At 40.3% G+C, this 17391-nt stretch carries 15 protein-coding genes; 5 read left to right on the top strand and 10 right to left on the bottom strand.

The features are described 5' to 3' along the window. Positions 1-242 precede the first annotated feature (242 nt). Complete coding sequence (locus tag ASU1_RS05085) at positions 243-1652, bottom strand: YcjX family GTP-binding protein (protein WP_039195745.1); 1410 nt, start codon at positions 1650-1652, stop codon at positions 243-245. 66 nt (positions 1653-1718) lie between these two features. On the opposite strand from ASU1_RS05085, the gene ASU1_RS05080 reads away from it, so the two are divergent. Then, positions 1719-2558, top strand: coding sequence for a CYTH domain-containing protein (locus ASU1_RS05080; RefSeq protein ID WP_014991723.1), 840 nt, complete (start codon positions 1719-1721; stop codon positions 2556-2558). Positions 2559-2594: 36 nt separating this feature from the next. On the opposite strand, the gene ASU1_RS05075 is transcribed toward ASU1_RS05080, so the two are convergent. Genes ASU1_RS05075 through ASU1_RS05060 form a run of 5 tightly spaced genes read right to left on the bottom strand, consistent with a single transcriptional unit; the run spans position 2595 to position 4957 of the window. Next, positions 2595-3047, bottom strand: coding sequence for a hypothetical protein (locus ASU1_RS05075; protein WP_014991722.1), 453 nt, complete (start codon positions 3045-3047; stop codon positions 2595-2597). Further along, on the bottom strand, positions 3044-3208 hold the full coding sequence (locus ASU1_RS11775; protein ID WP_014991721.1) for a YoaH family protein: 165 nt from the start codon (positions 3206-3208) through the stop codon (positions 3044-3046). The genes ASU1_RS05075 and ASU1_RS11775 overlap by 4 nt, the downstream gene beginning before the upstream one ends. 16 nt (positions 3209-3224) lie before the next feature. After that, complete coding sequence (truC, locus tag ASU1_RS05070) at positions 3225-3953, bottom strand: tRNA pseudouridine(65) synthase TruC (protein WP_014991720.1); 729 nt, start codon at positions 3951-3953, stop codon at positions 3225-3227. Further along, positions 3954-4265 (bottom strand): YqcC family protein, encoded by a 312-nt coding sequence (locus tag ASU1_RS05065; RefSeq protein WP_014991719.1) that lies wholly within the window; start codon positions 4263-4265, stop codon positions 3954-3956. A gap of 2 nt (positions 4266-4267) precedes the next feature. Further along, positions 4268-4957, bottom strand: coding sequence for a Fic family protein (locus ASU1_RS05060; protein ID WP_197696924.1), 690 nt, complete (start codon positions 4955-4957; stop codon positions 4268-4270). Positions 4958-5111: 154 nt separating this feature from the next. On the opposite strand from ASU1_RS05060, the gene trpCF reads away from it, so the two are divergent. Both trpCF and mnmC read left to right on the top strand, forming a co-directional pair. Further along, positions 5112-6521 (top strand): bifunctional indole-3-glycerol-phosphate synthase TrpC/phosphoribosylanthranilate isomerase TrpF, encoded by a 1410-nt coding sequence (trpCF, locus tag ASU1_RS05055; protein ID WP_014991717.1) that lies wholly within the window; start codon positions 5112-5114, stop codon positions 6519-6521. 210 nt (positions 6522-6731) lie between these two features. After that, positions 6732-8735: a bifunctional tRNA (5-methylaminomethyl-2-thiouridine)(34)-methyltransferase MnmC2/FAD-dependent 5-carboxymethylaminomethyl-2-thiouridine(34) oxidoreductase MnmC1 gene (mnmC, locus tag ASU1_RS05050; protein WP_039195744.1), complete on the top strand. Its 2004-nt coding sequence runs from the start codon at positions 6732-6734 to the stop codon at positions 8733-8735. A 179-nt stretch (positions 8736-8914) separates the two neighbouring features. Here the strand turns inward: mnmC and ASU1_RS05045 are convergent, their stop codons facing one another. Together ASU1_RS05045 and ASU1_RS05040 are read right to left on the bottom strand one after the other, a co-directional pair. Then, a complete protein-coding gene (locus ASU1_RS05045) occupies positions 8915-10294 on the bottom strand; it encodes an L-serine ammonia-lyase (protein ID WP_014991715.1) in 1380 nt (459 codons plus the stop codon). A gap of 96 nt (positions 10295-10390) precedes the next feature. After that, the gene (locus ASU1_RS05040) at positions 10391-11617 is read right to left on the bottom strand and encodes a serine/threonine transporter (protein WP_014991714.1); all 1227 of its coding nucleotides are present in this window, start codon (positions 11615-11617) and stop codon (positions 10391-10393) included. Between the two features lie 348 nt (positions 11618-11965). Between ASU1_RS05040 and ASU1_RS05035 the strand changes: the two genes are divergently transcribed. Together ASU1_RS05035 and ASU1_RS05030 are read left to right on the top strand one after the other, a co-directional pair. After that, positions 11966-13561, top strand: coding sequence for an ABC transporter substrate-binding protein (locus ASU1_RS05035; RefSeq protein ID WP_014991713.1), 1596 nt, complete (start codon positions 11966-11968; stop codon positions 13559-13561). 173 nt (positions 13562-13734) lie between these two features. Further along, the gene (locus ASU1_RS05030) at positions 13735-14883 is read left to right on the top strand and encodes a 5-methyltetrahydropteroyltriglutamate--homocysteine S-methyltransferase (RefSeq protein WP_014991712.1); all 1149 of its coding nucleotides are present in this window, start codon (positions 13735-13737) and stop codon (positions 14881-14883) included. 53 nt (positions 14884-14936) lie between these two features. On the opposite strand, the gene ASU1_RS05025 is transcribed toward ASU1_RS05030, so the two are convergent. Both ASU1_RS05025 and ASU1_RS05020 read right to left on the bottom strand, forming a co-directional pair. After that, positions 14937-16532: an FAD-dependent oxidoreductase gene (locus tag ASU1_RS05025; protein WP_014991711.1), complete on the bottom strand. Its 1596-nt coding sequence runs from the start codon at positions 16530-16532 to the stop codon at positions 14937-14939. A gap of 51 nt (positions 16533-16583) precedes the next feature. Beyond that, the gene (locus ASU1_RS05020; protein ID WP_014991710.1) at positions 16584-17390 is read right to left on the bottom strand and encodes an ABC transporter ATP-binding protein; all 807 of its coding nucleotides are present in this window, start codon (positions 17388-17390) and stop codon (positions 16584-16586) included. Between the last annotated feature and the right edge of the window lies 1 nt (position 17391).

Here is a 17391-nt window from a genome sequence, read left to right as displayed (position 1 = left end):
TGGAAAAGAAAGCTTTCTGTAGTGCTTTATACCTATTTCACAGGTATTTTTATTCATTTAGTACAGTTTTCTATTATTACTTTCTGCTACCCGGGACATGAGATCTTTAGTTATGATTGGAAAAGTTTTGGATTGGGACTTATTGGGATACCGATAGGATGGTTAGTTTATAAGCGAAGTAAAAAGTAATGAAAAAGCACGTATCTATTCAGTTAGCTACGTGCTTTTTTATGTTAATTGATTTATTCCAACATATCCGCCAATAAGAATTGTAATACCGCATCCATACGTAAATGCGGAATTGGCTCACCGTAGGCGAGCGGTTTCGGTTCAAACTGGTCGAACTCAAAACGGTTAAATTGCCAATAGTTTGCATCAGGTAATCGGCTTGGTACGGTACCGGGGTAAAGCGTCACTTGTTTTTTATCGGTTGAACGAATGCCTCGAATCGCTTTAATTTGTGTACCGTTTTGGGTAACAACTACTGGATCGGTCGCTCGGATCGCCGAAATGGCGTGATAGCCGGTTTCAATACCGTCAAAAGCGGCGTGTCGTCCGCCTTCTTGCACTAACTGGCGCATCAAGCTTTCTAAATTTGGTAGCTGATCGCTGGTGATATGATCTGCTTTGGTTGCGACAAATAATAGCTTATCGATATTGGACGAAAACAGGCGGTGAAACAGCGAACGGTTGCCGTAATGAAAATGCTTGAATAATTGTTGCAAGCCGATTTTCATTTCTAAAAATGCCTCTAAGCTGTGATTTAACGGCGTTAAACAATCGGCAAGAATCACTTGGCGGTCGAATTGTGAAAAATAGTCTTCATAAAACGGTTTAACAATCTTTTGCTGATATTGCGTATAACGCTTTTTCAGCATTTGAAAGGTACTGTTTGCTGGGGCGGTTTCCAGTTTTTCCCAATCGGTTTCGCTTAAATCTAATAACGGGAAGAATTGAAAAATCGGCGCACCTTTTGAATTTTCAGTCGGTAAGACAAATCGCCCCGGCTGAATATATTGCATACCGGCTTGTTTACATTCCAACAAATAAGCGGTGTAAATTTCGCTTAATTCGGCAAGTTGGTTTTCGTCTGCTTTGGCAAAAAGATCTAAGTTTTTGACTGCTTGTAACCAAGGCTGTGCCAGTTCCATACGTTTTCCTTTATGCACTAATTGCTGAGCTTGCGACCATTGCTTGAAAGATTGTGTGAGTAGCGGTAAGTCTAACAGCCATTCGCCCGGATAATCGAAAATATCCAAGTAGAGCGTACCGGTTTCTTTTAAATGTTTGATTAAACCGTCTTGGCGTTGGTAGCGGATCGCTAAGCGAATTTCGCTGATACCGGTAGTAGAAGGCGCCCATACCGGCGGATCATTTTCCAAACATTGACGGTTTTTATCGTATTCAAAACGAGGAATGGTTAAATCGCCTTGTTCAACTCGTTTCACCGAGAGAATTTGCCCATTGCGTGCTGCACCAAATAAATTGACGTGTGCATGGCTGTCTTTATTGATATGCAATAGCTGATCGACAAAACTGGTAATAAAGGCGGTTTTGCCGCTACGACTTAAACCGGTCACGGCAAGGCGAAGATGATTATCTAAACCGCGTTGCACAAATTTGTGCAGTTTGTTTTGGATTTTGTTAAACATTTCTCGAATACGCTGTAAATTGCTAAAATAAAACAAATTATACAACTAAATAAACGGGATACCTTAATGGAAAATGAAATTGAGCTAAAAATCATGCTAAAAGCGGAGAATGTAGAAACATTGGCGGATTGGTTTACGCAACAGAATGTTTTGTCGCAAGCGACTGATATATTAGGGAACACTTATTTTGATACGCCGGAACAATTTTTTGCCCAGCAAAAAATGGGGTTGCGAGTGCGTAACCATAATCAAAAGTACGAGATGACTTTAAAAACCAAGGGTGAAATTGTCGATGGGTTGCATATTCGCCCCGAATATAACTTACCGTTGGAAAGCTATCAGCCGGATTTCAAGCGGTTAAATTCGCACTTTAATTTGCAAATCCCACAAGCGGAACAGATTGCGCAGCAACTTTCGCCAACTTTTAGTACCGATTTTACTCGCCGTAAATGGCTAATTGGGCTTAATCAATCGCAAATTGAAGTGGCGTTGGATCAAGGTATGATCAAAAACGGTTTTGGCGAAGAAGCAATTTGTGAATTAGAGCTGGAACTTAAAAGCGGCAGCTTAACTGATATATTGGCTTTACTAAAACAAATTCCACGCCAAGACGGTATGTGGTTTAGCAATTTAAGCAAAGCGCAACGAGGCTATTTAGTTGGACAAGCGGTTAAATTTAAGCAACAAATTAGCAAAGCGCTCGAGAGTAGTTCCGGCGAGGTGTTACTGCAACAATTAGCGGATTATATTCGTACCGTTGAACAAGATTTGGAAGTATTAGGCAACTTTAGCCAATTATCAGGTTTGCAGTTGAACAGTTGGACAGAAGCGCAGCAATATTTAACAAGCAAAACCTATTTTGAAGAAAATCTAGCAAAAATCGAACAACGTTTAGCAAAAAACTAAAAAAGAACGCCACGGTACAAGTGGCGTTTTGCTTATTTATTTTACAACTTCAAACGGTTGTGGAGGGAATACTACATCGTTCACTTGAATCGTGAGGCTATATTTCCCAGTCGGGTCAGTCTTTTCAAAGCCCCAACATTTATCTAAGCGTTCGTTATTCGAACTTTTTAATAATGTAGTAATGCGGTGAGTTTGTTGATCAGATGTTGAAACCACATTACCGTCTTCAGACGTTACTTTTAAGGTTGAAGGAGCTTGTAAAACTTCAACCACTTGGTTAGATGCTTTAAACGGCATATTGAATGCAACCCAACAAAGTTGGTGTTTTTTGCTGAGTGAAAGCTGATTGTTTGCCACAGGGCTTGGCACGTTACTGCTCATATCGAAAACTTGCATTCTGAGCATTGGCTGAGTGTTAACCGCCGGTTTAGTTTCTGCATAACTTGAAACGCTCACCGCTGTGAGTGCAAGTGCAAATAATTTTTTCATGAATTGTTCTCCGAAGTATTTTTTTGATGTGCTTCTCTTAGACGATTAGCAATAATTTGAATCGCTTCGCCACTGCCCACGCCTTGTGCCATCAGTTCTTGAATTTGTTCTACAGCAGCTTGTTGCTGTTCATGGGTTAAAGAAAGTAGAGCATTATCCATATAGAATCCTTAATGTCTAATAAAAATGGCTAAATTGCCAATTAAATTGTATAAATAAACGTTGCCATTGCTCATCAAGCGGTGCAAAAACTTCAATTTTTTGCGCTGTTTTTGGGTGTGTAAATTTTAAAAAATGCGAATGTAACATTAATCGGTCGCAACCGGTTTTCTCGGTTAAGGTACGATTTTGGTGTAAGTCACCGTATTTTGTATCGCCCATAATTGGATGAAATAAATGCTTCATATGGCGGCGCAATTGATGTTTACGCCCAGTTTTCGGTAATAATTCAACCAAACTGTAACGTGCGGTTTGATGTTTGCCCGCCGGATAAGGCATTTCGACACTGGCAAGATTTTGGTAAAAAGTGACCGCTTGTTGCGCTTCTTTCGGTTGAGAAAACTTATCGGCAATCTTGTCTAAAATCACTTTTAGCGGATAATCGATCTCGCCTTTATCAAGCAGATAACCTCGTACTATCGCTAAATAACCTTTTTCCATTTGATGCTGTTCAAATTGCTCGCTCATTAGGCGAGCCATTTCACTATTTAATGCAAACAATAACACACCGGAAGTCGGGCGATCTAAGCGATGAATCGGAAAAACGTGTTGACCGATTTGATCACGTAATGTTTGCATCGCAAATTGCGTTTCGTGTTTATCCAGCCATGAGCGGTGGACTAACATTCCAGCCGGTTTGTTGATTGCAATCAGTTCATCATCACGGTATAAAATTTCAAGTTCCATTTAGTCCTTTAATAATAATTCAATCAATAACACCGGCTGATGAATCGCTTTTAAATAGCTTTCGTCTTTTAGGGCTTCTTCCAAGTAAGGCGTAATCGAAAAGTTGCGAGGTAAATCTGCACCGGCGTCTAAAAGTGCGTGCATACGGGGAATAAAAATCCATTGTAACCATTGAGTCGGGCTAAGCGTGCCGAGACAAAACGGTTGATCGTTCGCTAAATCTTCCAAGCTCGGTGCAACCGCATCCCATTGCTTATGAGTGCGTAATGCAATTTCTAAATCGGTTAAATGTTGTCTAACTTTGGTTTTCATATTTAATTGAGTTCGTTAATCCAGTTTGGGTAAATAAGGTTTAAGGTACGTTCCATTGTTTCATAAACGGCTTTTGCGATAAATTCTGTGATCGGTTGATAATTACCTAAATCACCTAACGCCAATGCACGATAATAGTCAGCTCGATTCTCAGCTTTTAAAATCGTCACTTGGAAACCGGCTTTCATTAATTCTAAATTCATCAATAAACGTCCGGTACGTCCATTACCATCAATAAAAGGGTGAATTGCTATAAATTTGTTATGTAGCATCGCAATGCGTTCAATCGGTTTCAATGTATTGAGATTTTCTTGGTTCCAATGCATTAATTCTTCCATTTGCGGATGAACTAAAAAAGGTTGTGGCGGTTGATGTTCTGCACCGTTAATAATAACGGGTACATTACGGTATTGTCCGGCTTCTCGTGCATTATCGGTTTTTTGTAGTAACAAATAGTGGAAATTTTTTATTGTCACTTCTGTCAGCGGTGCATTTTCTTTTACGAGATCGGTTAAGTAACCAATCGCTTCTTGGTGGTTAATAATCTCTAAATGATCTTTAAATGGTTTTCCGTTAGCGGTAATGCCACTTTCAAGTAACACGCGAGTTTCAAATATATCTAATGTATTTCCTTCTATCGCATTGGATTGCTGATTATATTTCAACATTAAATCCGCTTGAATATTTTTCATTATGGCGATATTGAGAGGACGATGCTTATCAAGCAAAGTACGCATTTTATGAAGTTTGGTAATAAGCATAGTGAATTTATTGATAAATAAAAATAAGTGCCGTATTCTAGCATCATCTGTGTTATCCACCAATTCATAATATAAAAGAGAAAATATGCAAAATCAGCCAACTATTCTGCAAAAAATCGTACAAGATAAGGCCGTTTGGGTCGAAAACAAACAAAAAGCATTTCCACTTTCACAATTCCAACAGCAAATTGTTACTGCTGATCGAGATTTTTATGCAGCATTAGCGACAGCTTCTCATCAAGTGCCTGCTTATATTTTGGAATGTAAAAAAGCCTCGCCGTCCAAAGGATTAATTCGTGCCGAGTTTGATTTAGATGCTATTGCGCAAGTCTATAAACATTACGCTTCTGTCATTTCTGTGCTGACCGACGAACAATATTTCCAAGGCGATTTTCGTTATATTGATCAAGTTAAACACCAAACAACGCAACCGATCTTATGCAAAGATTTTATGATTTCGCCGTATCAGGTGTATTTAGCACGCTATTCGAATGCGGATGCAATTTTGCTGATGCTTTCGGTATTAGATGACGAAACTTATCGCAGATTGGCGGACTTAGCACATTCTTTAGGTATGGGCGTTTTAACCGAAACCAGTACTGAGCAAGAATTTGAGCGAGCGCTAGCATTGGGCGCAAAAGTGATTGGCGTGAATAACCGTGATTTGCATACGCTGACGGTGGATATGAATCGCATTGTGCGTTTAGTGGAAAAATATCAGGATCAAATTCCGGCAGATGTCCGTTTGATTTCAGAATCAGGTATTTATGATCATACGCAAGTGAAAGCAATCAAACCGTTTGCGCACGCATTTTTAATCGGCAGTAGCTTGATGGGCAGTAACGATCTGAATAATGCAGTACGTTCAGTGATTTTCGGCGAAAATAAAGTATGCGGATTAACTCGCCCACAAGATGTAAAAGCAGTGTATGAAAATGGTTTTTTATATGGCGGATTGATTTTTGCTGAAAATTCGCCTCGTCAGTTATCGTTACGTCAAGCGCAGGAATTAGTGGTGAATGCACCGTTACGTTATGTCGGCGTATTCCAAAATCAAGCGGTCGAATTTGTCGAAAAAATAGCAAAACAGCTTGAGTTATATGCGGTGCAATTACACGGCACGGAAGATGAGGCCTACATTGCCGAGCTTTCAGCAAAATTAGCCGGAAAAACGCAAATCTGGCAGGCAATTTCGGTAGATGTTCAAGCGGAAACAGTTGAGTATCACGATAATCCGTTAGTGGCACGTTATATTCTTGATAGCAAAAACGGTACGCAGCAAGGGGGGACTGGCAAAGTATTTAATTGGCAGCGCATTCCAAATGAATTAAAACAAAAAGCAATACTTGCCGGTGGGATTTCGGTTGAAAATATTGAGCAGGCACTCGCGCAAGGTTGTTTAGGTGTCGATCTCAATTCCGGTGTAGAGCAGCATAAAGGCGTAAAAGATTTAGCAAAAATCACCGCTTGTGCAGAGAAAATTCTCAAAGTCTAAGAAGTGTGATAGACTTTGATCAATAATATTTAACAAAGAGAGGACAAAATGGGTACTTTAGGTTATTCAATGATGACTGTTGTAGCGGCATTAGGTATGATCGTAGTTTTCGCTTACAATATCTTCTAATCTGTTACTGCGGAAAAGCACGGAAAGCACAGAATGTTATCAGTAACTTCCGTGCTTTCCGTGTATTCTGTGGTAAATGTTATGAACAAACTCAGTTTTGCATCTCTTTCTTTCAATTCAAATAATACCCCCGTTTCCGAACAATTCGACGATATTTACTTTTCTACCCAAGATGGTCTTGAAGAAAGCTATTATGTTTTCCAAGATGGCAATCAACTTTGGCAAAAATGGCAAGCACATAGTGCCGAATCTTTTGTGATTGCCGAAACCGGCTTTGGTACCGGACTGAATTTTTTGGCGGTTGCTGATAAGTTCCAGCAATTTTTAAGTGAGTTCCCGAATAGTAAACTTAAGCGTTTATATTTTATTTCGTTTGAAAAATTTCCCCTCACTTCTGAGCAATTAGCGACCGTTCATAAAAATTACCCGCAATTTGTAAAACTTTCACAGAAAATGACCGCTTGTTGGCAACCTCGCCAAACAGGTTGTCAGCGTTATCATTTCGAGCAAATCTATCTTGATGTGTGGTTTGGCGATATGTTGGATAACTTACCGCAATTAGGCGATTTATATAGCAATCGAATTGATGCGTGGTTTTTAGATGGTTTTTCACCGGATAAAAATCCGGAAATGTGGAATGAAACGTTATATCGCCAAATGTTCCGTTTAACGAAAAATGGCGGCAGTTTTGCCACTTTTACCGCTGCAAGTGCGGTGAGAAAAGGCTTACAAGCGGTCGGATTTGAGGTAAAAAAACGCAAAGGCTTCGGCAAAAAACGAGAAATGCTGTGGGGTGAAAAACCGCAACAAAGCGAAACGGCACCGGTAAATTATCCGTATTTTTATAACGAGCCACAAACAGAAGCAAATGATATTGCGATTGTCGGTGGTGGTGTAGCCAGCTTGTTTGTCGCGTTATCACTACTTGAAAAAGGCAAAAAAGTCACGCTTTATTGCAAAGACAATGCGTTGGCACAAAATGCCTCCGGCAATTTGCAAGGCGCGATTTATCCGCAACTGAGTGACGATGACGAGCGTAATATCCGTTTTTATGTGCATTGCTTTGATTATGCGTTGCAACGTTTGGCACAAATTGAACCGCTTGTTGATTTCGAGCATGCTTTAACCGGTGTAGCGTTATATGCCTATAACGATAAAACGGCGAAGAAATTGGAAAAAATGGCTCAGCAAACCAATGATGACAGTTTGTTTAAGCTATGTAATGCGGCTGAGTTAAGCGAAAAAATCGGGCTGAAAGTGCCGAACGGCGGTGCATTTATGCCGCAAAGCGGTTGGCTATCGCCGATACAATTTGTACAAGGTACGTTTGCTTATTTACAAACGAAAGGATTACAGATTGTGCTAAATCACGAAGTGAAAGAGCCTCAATTTAGTGAAGGGAAGTGGCATTGGCAGCACAATGGTGAAACGTTCAGTCATCAGATTCTAGTGTTGGCAAATGGGCATACACTCACGCAATTCCAGCAAGCACAGGGGATTCCACTGTATCCGGTGCGTGGGCAAGTGAGCCAGATTCCGACCACACCGGTCTTACAGCAGCTAAAATGTGTGGTGTGTTATGACGGTTATTTGACACCGGTTTCCAAAGCGAATACTCATTGTATCGGTGCGAGCCATGTGCGTGATAATGCCGAAACAGATTTCTCTTTGGAAGAACATCACGAGAATGTAGCAAAACTTCAGCAAAATTTGACCGCTTGTGATTGGACGGGCAATATCGATCTTTCGCAAAATTTAGCTAAACAAGGGGTGAGAGCTGCACTGCGAGATCGTGTGCCGATGGTTGGGCAAATGCCGAATTTTAACGCTCAAAAAGTACAATATCAGAATTTGTATAATCAGCTACGCCGTAAACAAGCGGTTGAAAATGCGGAAAATTTTGCAAATTTATATATGGTAAACGGTTTAGCTTCTCGAGGCTTAACCACCGCACCGTTATTGGGCGAACTGTTGGCGAGCCTGATTTGTCATGAACCGCTACCAATCAGCGAAGATATTTGGCATGTACTCAGCCCAAATCGTACTTGGATGCGAAAATTGTTGAAAGGCTCAAAAGTAGAATAGCTAAAAAAAACAAAACCTCGAATAATGATATTCGAGGTTTTTTTAATTCATTATCCTAGTTATTTTCTTGTTAGTCCTTAGCTCCCCAGCCTACTAATAAGAAATAACTCAACTGAGCGGTTGAACCGCTCAGTTCTTCAAATCATAAGTGGTTAATCACTTGTTGTCAAATACAATGCTTAATCGCAAGGTAAAATTTTAATTGCTAAACCACCGGTTGAAGTTTCACGGTATTTAGCATTCATATCTTTACCGGTTTCGTACATTGTTTCGATCACTTTATCTAAAGTCACGCGAGGTTGTGAGGTTAAGCGTAAAGCCATACGGCTTGCATTGATCGCCTTAACCGAAGCAATCGCATTACGTTCGATACAAGGCACTTGTACTTGTCCGCCCACAGGGTCGCAGGTTAAACCGAGGTTATGTTCCATTGCAATTTCAGCGGCGATACAAACTTGATCCGGACTTCCGCCCATAATTTCGGTTAAACCGGCAGCTGCCATCGAACAAGCTACGCCGACTTCGCCCTGACAGCCTACTTCCGCACCGGAAATAGACGCATTCATTTTGTACAGTGTACCGACAACGCTACAAGCTAGTAAATAACGCTCAATCGTTTCTTGATTAAGCGGTGCGATAAATTGCTGATAGTAAGCCAATACTGCCGGTACAATACCGCAAGCACCATTAGTCGGTGCAGTGACAACACGTCCGCCTGCTGCATTTTCTTCATTCACCGCAAGCGCAAACATATTTACCCAGTCGATAATTTGCATCGGATCGGTATTAAATTTGCCGGTTGCTTCTAATGTTCTACGTAAAGACGGTGCGCGGCGTACTACTTTTAATGGACCCGGTAATAAACCTTCTGTATGTAAACCGTGTTGGATACAGTCTTCCATTGTTTTCCAAATTTTTGCCAGATAATCAGAGATTTCTTGTTTCGGACGCAGAGCCGTTTCGTTTTTCCATACTAAACTGGAAAGCGGTAACCCTTGTTCTTTACAGTGCTTGAGTAAATCTTCCGCATTTTTATAAGGGAATGGCACGGATACGGTATCGTCGGCTTGGCTGTCAAAGTTTTCATCATCAACAATAAAACCGCCACCGATAGAATAGAACGTTTTTTCGAATAATAACGTTTCACCTTCGAAGGCTTTTAAAATCATCCCGTTTTCATGACGAGGTAAGAAATCGTAATGAAAAGGCATATCTTTATAGAAATCGAATGTGATGGTTTTTGCCATTTCAGGTACAGCTTCAGCAACAACTAATTTGCTTTCTTGCTTCACTTGTTCGATAACACTGTCAATTCGTTCAATATCCACATTATCGGGTAAATAACCCATTAAGCCCATAACTACCGCAATATCGGTGCTATGGCCTCGACCAGTTAGGGCTAGAGAACCATAAATATCAGCTTGCAAGCGGTCGGTTTTTGCCAAAAGTTTGCGAGCCAGCAATTCATCAATAAATTGTTTAGCCGCTTTCATTGGACCTACAGTATGGGAACTTGAAGGGCCGATACCCACTTTAAAAATATCAAATACACTAATCATAAAATCACAACACAATGTTAAAAAGAGGGAGGCAACAAACGCATAGAACAAATCTGGTTTGTTGCCTTAAAATTCGAAGGGCGAATTATACAGAGATTATAGTAATCCGTACACTATTGCTGAAATAGCGATTGTACCCATTACCGCAATAAAAATATTGCTGATGCTACCTTTATATTTAGCTAATGCCGGTACGGTATAAATAGCATACACAGGCATAATAAATAGAATCATTGCAATAATCGGACCGCCTAAGCTTTCAATGAAACCAAGGATACTTGGGTTGATGGTTGCTACAATCCATAATGTAATAAAGAAAACAACTGCAGTGATTTTTTTGAATTTTGCTGATTCAATCGGTTTATCACGTAACTGGTTTACTAAACCTTCTAAACCTTCACGCGCACCTAAATAGTGACCGAAGAAAGAGCTACCGATCGCTAAGAATGCTACGAAAGGTCCGAAGTAAGAAATAATCGGGTTATCGAATTTATTCGCTAAGTAAGACAAAATTGAAATATTTTGTGCTTTCGCTTGTGCTAATTCTTCAGGTGTTAGCGTTAATACACAACTGAATACGAAGAACATTACGAATAACACTAAGATCATTGCTGTTGAACGTAATACTTTACTTGATTCAACTTCAGTTTTTTGCGGATCTTGATAATGTTTTTGTTGTGAAAGCGCAAATGATGAAATTGCCGGTGAATGGTTAAAAGCAAATACTAATACCGGAATCGTTAACCATAAGGTAGTTAAGAAATCACCTGTGCTTGGCATTTGTTGTAATGCCGCACCATTCCATTCTGGAATCAGGTAAATAGATAAACCGAATAGAATTAGTACTAATGGGTAAACTAAGTAAGTGGTGATTTTTAACATCGCTTGTTCGCTAAGCAACATCACGCCAATCATTACCGCAATTAATACGCCGGATAGAAGAGCTCGAGGCGGTACAGCCATATGCAATTGGTTTTCAATAAATGAACCAACCGTATTGGTGATACCTACGCCATAAATTAATAGGATCGGGAAGATGGCAAAGAAATAGAGTAAAGTAATAAATTTGCCTGCATTTTCACCGAAATGTTCACGTACTACGTTGGTAATATCACTACCCGGTTTACTTGAAGAAAGTACAAAACGAGCAAGCCCTCGGTGTGCGAGGTAAGTCATTGGTCCAACTAATAAGGTCATGATAATTAATGGGTAAAAACCACTCATACCAGCGTTGATCGGTAAAAATAAAACACCCGCACCAACAGCCGTACCAAAGAGATTGAGTACCCAAGTGAGGGAAAAACGATTAGATGGCGTAGCCATAAAACTCTCCTATTTAATTTGCAGAATTATAAAAATTTTGTTGGATCATAATCTTCTGGTTATAAGAAACAAGTAAAAAATGTCAATTTTGTGATCTGGCTAAAACTTTATTTTTAGATAGAGAGTTATGTGATTATTTTTTATTTATTTAGTGAATAATTCTGAATCATGTTTATTGTATGGTGTTTGATATTATTTTGAACTTGTGCTTAAAAAATGATAAAAACAATAAATTTACAAATCTGTAAAAGATATAGCGGTTTGGTTATAAGAATGTGGATTTTGTTATTTCAAATTCATCTAAAAATATTCTATGTTCGCGAAATGAGTTTGAATAAGGACTTTTTTATGCGTTTTTCTAAGATTTTTTTAGCCCTACCTTTTATTAGCTTTTCATCATTGCTTGCAGCTGCGCCAGCAACTACGTTGGTGAATTGTGTTGCAACCGCACCCCAAAAATTAAGCCCTGCAATTACTAATGATGCCAATGACTTTAACGCCAGCTCACAGCAGATTTATGATCGTTTATTAGCATTTAAAGCCGGCAAAATTGAGGTCGAGCCAAGTTTGGCGGAAAAGTGGGACGTGAGTGAAGACGGTTTAACCTATATTTTCCATCTACGTAAAGACGTATCGTTTCACAGCAACAAGTTATTTACCCCAAGTCGCAATCTAAATGCGGATGATGTGGTGTTTTCGTTTCAGCGTCAGGCGGATAAAAGTCACCCTTACTACAATGTTTCCGGTGGCACTTATTTCTATTATCAATGGATGAATCTGCCGAAAATTTTAAAATCGGTTGAGAAAGTGGATGAACATACGGTGAAAATGACGCTAAATCAGCCGAATAGTCCGTTTCTTACAACAGTGGCAATGGATTTCTTATCGATTTATTCAAAAGAATATGCGGATAAATTATTAGCGGAAGGCAAGCCGGAATTATTGGATCAACAGCCGATCGGTACAGGGCCGTTTGAATTTCAGGTTTATCAAACTGACCAGGCGGTACGTTATAAAGCTAATCCGAATTATTGGCAGGGTAAAGCAAAATTTGAGCGGCTCATTTTTGCGATTACCTCCGATGCTGGTACACGCTATGCCAAATTGAAAGCCGGTGAGTGTGATGTAATTGATTTCCCGAATATTGCTGATATTGCACAAATGAAACAAGATCCGAAAGTGACGTTATTTGAGCGTGAAGGGTTAAATTTAGCTTATCTTGGACTCAATACCAAAAAAGCGGCATTAGATAATGTGAAGGTGCGCCAAGCACTACAACACGCTACCGATAAAAAAGCGATTGTTGATGCGGTGTTCCAAGGAGGCGGTACGGTGGCGACTAATCCGTTCCCAAATTCGGTACTTGGTTATAATGAAAACTTAGCTCAGTATGAATTTGATTTGGCAAAAGCCAAAAAATTGTTAGCTGAGGCAGGTTATCCGAACGGTTTTGAAACCGAAATCTGGGTACAGCCGGTGGTGCGCCCGTCAAATCCGAATCCAAGACGTACCGCAGAAATTATTCAAGCGGATTGGGCGAAAATTGGGGTAAAAGCGAAATTAGTCAGCCACGAATGGGCGGATTTTAATAAACGAACCCGTGAAGGCGAATTTTCAGCCGGTACTTACGGCTGGACAAGCCGTAACGGCGATCCGGACAACTTCCTGTTTCCGCTATTAAGCAAAGAAAATATTCCAGGCACTAATTATTCCCGTTGGACGGATAACGAATTTGAAGGCTTATTACAAAAAGCGGTACAAACGCAAAATGCCACTGAACGTCAGCAGTTATATCAACAAGCGGTCGAAATTTTCCAAAAAAATACACCGATAATTCCGATTGCTCATGCAATTAACTATGTGCCGGTTAGCAAGCGTGTGCAAGGTTTTGTACAAAGTCCGTTTGGTTACACTTCGTTTTATTCCGTCACATTAGCGGAATAATCAAGGGATGATTTGCAAATTTTTATGCAAATTTGACCGCTTGTTAGGTTACGACAGATTAAACGCGATATGAATATTATTCATAATCATCTCAAAATTTTTTCAGATGATTAAAAAATAAAATTTGTTAGAATTTAGTAAAGTTTATATTTTAATGATTACAAGGAAACACAATGTCTCAATTATTCCCTACTGCAACGCAACGTACTTCTGCGCCTTACCGTTTTGATATTGTCGGTAGTTTTTTACGTACGGATCCGATTAAACAAGCTCGTCAGCAATGTTCATGCGGCGATATTTCCTGTGCGGATTTAACTCAAGTAGAAGATGCGGAAATTGCAAAATTAGTTGAACATCAAAAAGCAGTAGGCTTACATGCGGTAACTGATGGCGAATTTCGCCGTACGTTCTGGCATATGGATTTCTTAGCCGCATTAGACGGTATTCAGGAAGTGGACGCAGAGAAGTTTTCGGTACAATTTAAACACCACAGCGTACGTCCGAAAACCATTAAGATTGTCGATAAAGTGGATTTTTCGGAATCACATCCGTTTGTAGAACATTTCCGTTCGTTACAAAAAATTGCCGGTGAAACGGAAGTGAAATTCACCATTCCTTCGCCGTCAATGTTACATTTAATTACTAATGTACGTGCGGAAGATTATCAGCCGATTGCACGTTATGAAAATAACAACCAGCTATTATTAGACGATATTGCCGATGCGTATATCAAAGCGATGAACGTGTTCTATAAATTAGGCTGTCGCAATTTACAATTAGATGATACCAGCTGGGGCGAATTTTGTGCCGAGGACAAACGTGCCGCTTATAAAGCACGCGGTTTAGATTTAGACCAAATTGCCAAAGATTACGTCTATATGATTAATAAAATCGTGGATGCGAAACCGGCGGACGATATTGCCATTACAATGCATATTTGCCGTGGTAACTTCCGTTCAACCTGGTTCTCGGCAGGCGGTTATGAGCCGGTGGCGGAAACTTTATTCGGCACCTGCCGTATTGACGGTTTCTTCTTAGAGTACGATTCTGATCGTTCGGGTGATTTCAAACCGTTACGTTTTATCAAAGATCAGCAAGTGGTTTTAGGTTTAATTACTTCAAAAGACGGTCAATTAGAAAATCGTGATGAAGTGATTGCTCGTATTCAAGAAGCGGCACAGTATGTGGACATCAACCAGCTTTGTTTAAGTCCGCAATGTGGCTTTGCATCAACTGAAGAAGGTAATATTCTGACGGAAGAACAACAATGGGCAAAACTGAACTTTATTCGTGAAATCAGCGAAGAAGTTTGGGGTAAATAATCGCTAAACGGATGATCAAAAGGGCAAGATTGTTATCTTGCCTTTTTGTTTTACTACTCATCAACTAAGTAATGTGCGCCTAAACTGTGCGGTTCGTTTAGCATCTGCGAAACGACAAGCTGTGCGGTTTTTAGTGCATAAAAGATTTCGATGCCTTGTTGCTGATGATGAGCAAGCGGATTAAAACGTTTTTCGAGCTGTTGCAGTTCGTTCAACAGTAAGGTTAAGTTGGCTTTGGTGCGATACACATTAGCAAAACGAGCCATTTGTTCACGAATTTGTTTGAGTACTGTACTCGCAAGCAGCGCATTATCTCCCGCTGGATTGTTTAACTGATTAAGCACTTTTTCAGCCTGTAAACGATAAGTTTCAGTATTTGCAAGCGGTTGAATTTTGGTAATTTTTTGCAAATTTTTGACCGCTTGTGCCACTGCCCGTGTGGCGAAAACCAAGCCACCACCGACCGAATTGCCACCTAAGCGGTTTGCTCCCTCAATGCAATGAGCGATTTCACCAATCGCACATAATCCGGCGACACAAGATTCGCCATGCTCATTAATCTCAATTCCGCCGTTACAACTGTGGGCAAAAGGTGCGATAGCAATTTTATCTTTAACCAAATCTATCCCGACTTCTTGGCGTAACCAATTAAGATAAACCGTATAAAACTCTTGCTTATCTTGATAAAGCTCTGGGCTGTAGTGTAGGTAAATGCCTTTTTGCTGCGGGTTAGCCAATAAATGTTTCATCATCACCAAATCAAATTCGACACAAGTGAAATCTACACTAAACGGCGCATAATGGCTACGGGCTAACATCATCTGTTGAAATTGTGTTTCGGTTAAATGCGGAAACAGATCTTGCCCGTTTTCATCAGTAATTTTAGTGACGTATTTCAGCGTATGTTCGCCAAATAGCACTTTATATTTCGGTTCGACAAAAGAAGGAATAAATTGAATAAAGGCAAGATTGGTCAATTTTGCACCGGCTTGTTGAGCAATGAAATGCGTTGAGCCGATAATATCCGCCGGATAAAGATTGTCTTTATACAAGCCGGCAATACCGCCGCTGGCTAAAATGATTTGGCTGGTTTTGCAAAAAATATAGCAAATTTGACCGCTTGTGTTCAGGCTAAATACTGCTCCTTGCACTTGATTTTGTTCGGTAACAATATGCAGTAAGGTCGCTTGTTCATAAACATTAGTGGATTGGCTATCAAGAATTTGTTTTGCCCGTTGAGCGGCTTCTCGCCAATTATTGATCAGATAAATAGGGCGTGAATACTCAGCGAAACAGGCTGGGCGATTGTCGTTGCGTAGCCAAGGCTTAAAGCCGATTTGTTCGAGTAATTCAATCACTTGGGGCGAATCTTTGATATAGGCTTTGACTACTTTCGGATTGGCTCTACCTTTGCCGACACGTTCAATATCTTGTTGGAATTTTTCCGAGTCATTTTCACCGGTCACTTGAATACCTAATGTGGCTTTTAACGGAAAGAAACTTGCGCCTGAACCAATGGGTGCTTTGCTGATTAACGTGGTTTTTAACCCAAGTCGTTCCGCTTCAACCGCAGCAGCAAGCCCAGCAATACCGGAGCCAACGATAAGTAAGTCGCTATAAATCGTTTGAGTAATTTGAATTGATTGCATAATGGATATAGATAAAAGGGCAGGATAAACCTGCCCTGAATATGAGATAAATTACAATAATGACGGTGCAGCATTAATCAGCGTACGAGTGTATGCCTCTTTCGGTGAATTGAATACTTCGCTTGAACTACCGGTTTCCACCACTTTACCGCCGTTCATCACGACAATGCGATCCGAAACTTGATGTACGGTTTGTAAATCGTGTGAGATAAACACCATCGCAAGATTCAGCTCTTTTTTAAGATCAGCAAGTAAATTTAATACTTGCGCCCGTACCGATACGTCAAGTGCAGAAGTTGGTTCATCGGCAACAATCAGTTTCGGATTGAGTGCTAATGCTCTGGCGATAGCTACCCGTTGTTTTTGACCACCGGATAAACGGGTCGGCTCAACTAAAGCGGCGGAACGAGGCAAACCAACTCGAGAGAGTAATTCATACACTCGTTTTTCTCGTTCGTGCGGTTGCAATACGTTATGAATATCCATTGGATCTTTTAAAATATCCAATACACGCATACGAGGATTGAGAGCTGTTGCCGGATCTTGGAAAATTACCGAAACTTGACGACCGAACTGTTTACGAGCCTCGGTGCTACCGTATTTCATTTGTAAGCCGTTAAATTTGACCGTGCCGGAAGTCGGTTTTTGCAAACCGATCATAATACTGGCTAAAGTTGATTTACCGCAGCCGGATTGACCGACTAACCCGACCGTTTCCCCTGCATAGATCGATAAACTGACATTATCTACCGCTGTGAATTTTTTCGGATTAAACAACGTTCCGTCTCGAGAAGCAAATTGCATCACAATATCGGATAACTCAAGAATCGGTTGTTCTTTTAACACTTTCATACTCATG

It is taken from the genome of Actinobacillus suis ATCC 33415, from assembly GCF_000739435.1.
Lineage (GTDB): Bacteria > Pseudomonadota > Gammaproteobacteria > Enterobacterales > Pasteurellaceae > Actinobacillus > Actinobacillus suis.
The sequence above is the reverse complement of the archived record's forward strand: the minus strand, read 5'-3'. Positions and strand labels throughout refer to the sequence as shown.

Coding starts and splice junctions, on each gene's coding strand:
- ASU1_RS05085 (WP_039195745.1), bottom strand. CDS start 1,652: ATGTTTAACAAAATCCAAAACAAACTGCACAAATTTGTGCAACGCGGT.
- ASU1_RS05080 (WP_014991723.1), top strand. CDS start 1,719: ATGGAAAATGAAATTGAGCTAAAAATCATGCTAAAAGCGGAGAATGTA.
- ASU1_RS05075 (WP_014991722.1), bottom strand. CDS start 3,047: ATGAAAAAATTATTTGCACTTGCACTCACAGCGGTGAGCGTTTCAAGT.
- ASU1_RS11775 (WP_014991721.1), bottom strand. CDS start 3,208: ATGGATAATGCTCTACTTTCTTTAACCCATGAACAGCAACAAGCTGCT.
- truC (WP_014991720.1), bottom strand. CDS start 3,953: ATGGAACTTGAAATTTTATACCGTGATGATGAACTGATTGCAATCAAC.
- ASU1_RS05065 (WP_014991719.1), bottom strand. CDS start 4,265: ATGAAAACCAAAGTTAGACAACATTTAACCGATTTAGAAATTGCATTA.
- ASU1_RS05060 (WP_197696924.1), bottom strand. CDS start 4,957: ATGAAAAATATTCAAGCGGATTTAATGTTGAAATATAATCAGCAATCC.
- trpCF (WP_014991717.1), top strand. CDS start 5,112: ATGCAAAATCAGCCAACTATTCTGCAAAAAATCGTACAAGATAAGGCC.
- mnmC (WP_039195744.1), top strand. CDS start 6,732: ATGAACAAACTCAGTTTTGCATCTCTTTCTTTCAATTCAAATAATACC.
- ASU1_RS05045 (WP_014991715.1), bottom strand. CDS start 10,294: ATGATTAGTGTATTTGATATTTTTAAAGTGGGTATCGGCCCTTCAAGT.
- ASU1_RS05040 (WP_014991714.1), bottom strand. CDS start 11,617: ATGGCTACGCCATCTAATCGTTTTTCCCTCACTTGGGTACTCAATCTC.
- ASU1_RS05035 (WP_014991713.1), top strand. CDS start 11,966: ATGCGTTTTTCTAAGATTTTTTTAGCCCTACCTTTTATTAGCTTTTCA.
- ASU1_RS05030 (WP_014991712.1), top strand. CDS start 13,735: ATGTCTCAATTATTCCCTACTGCAACGCAACGTACTTCTGCGCCTTAC.
- ASU1_RS05025 (WP_014991711.1), bottom strand. CDS start 16,532: ATGCAATCAATTCAAATTACTCAAACGATTTATAGCGACTTACTTATC.
- ASU1_RS05020 (WP_014991710.1), bottom strand. CDS start 17,390: ATGAGTATGAAAGTGTTAAAAGAACAACCGATTCTTGAGTTATCCGAT.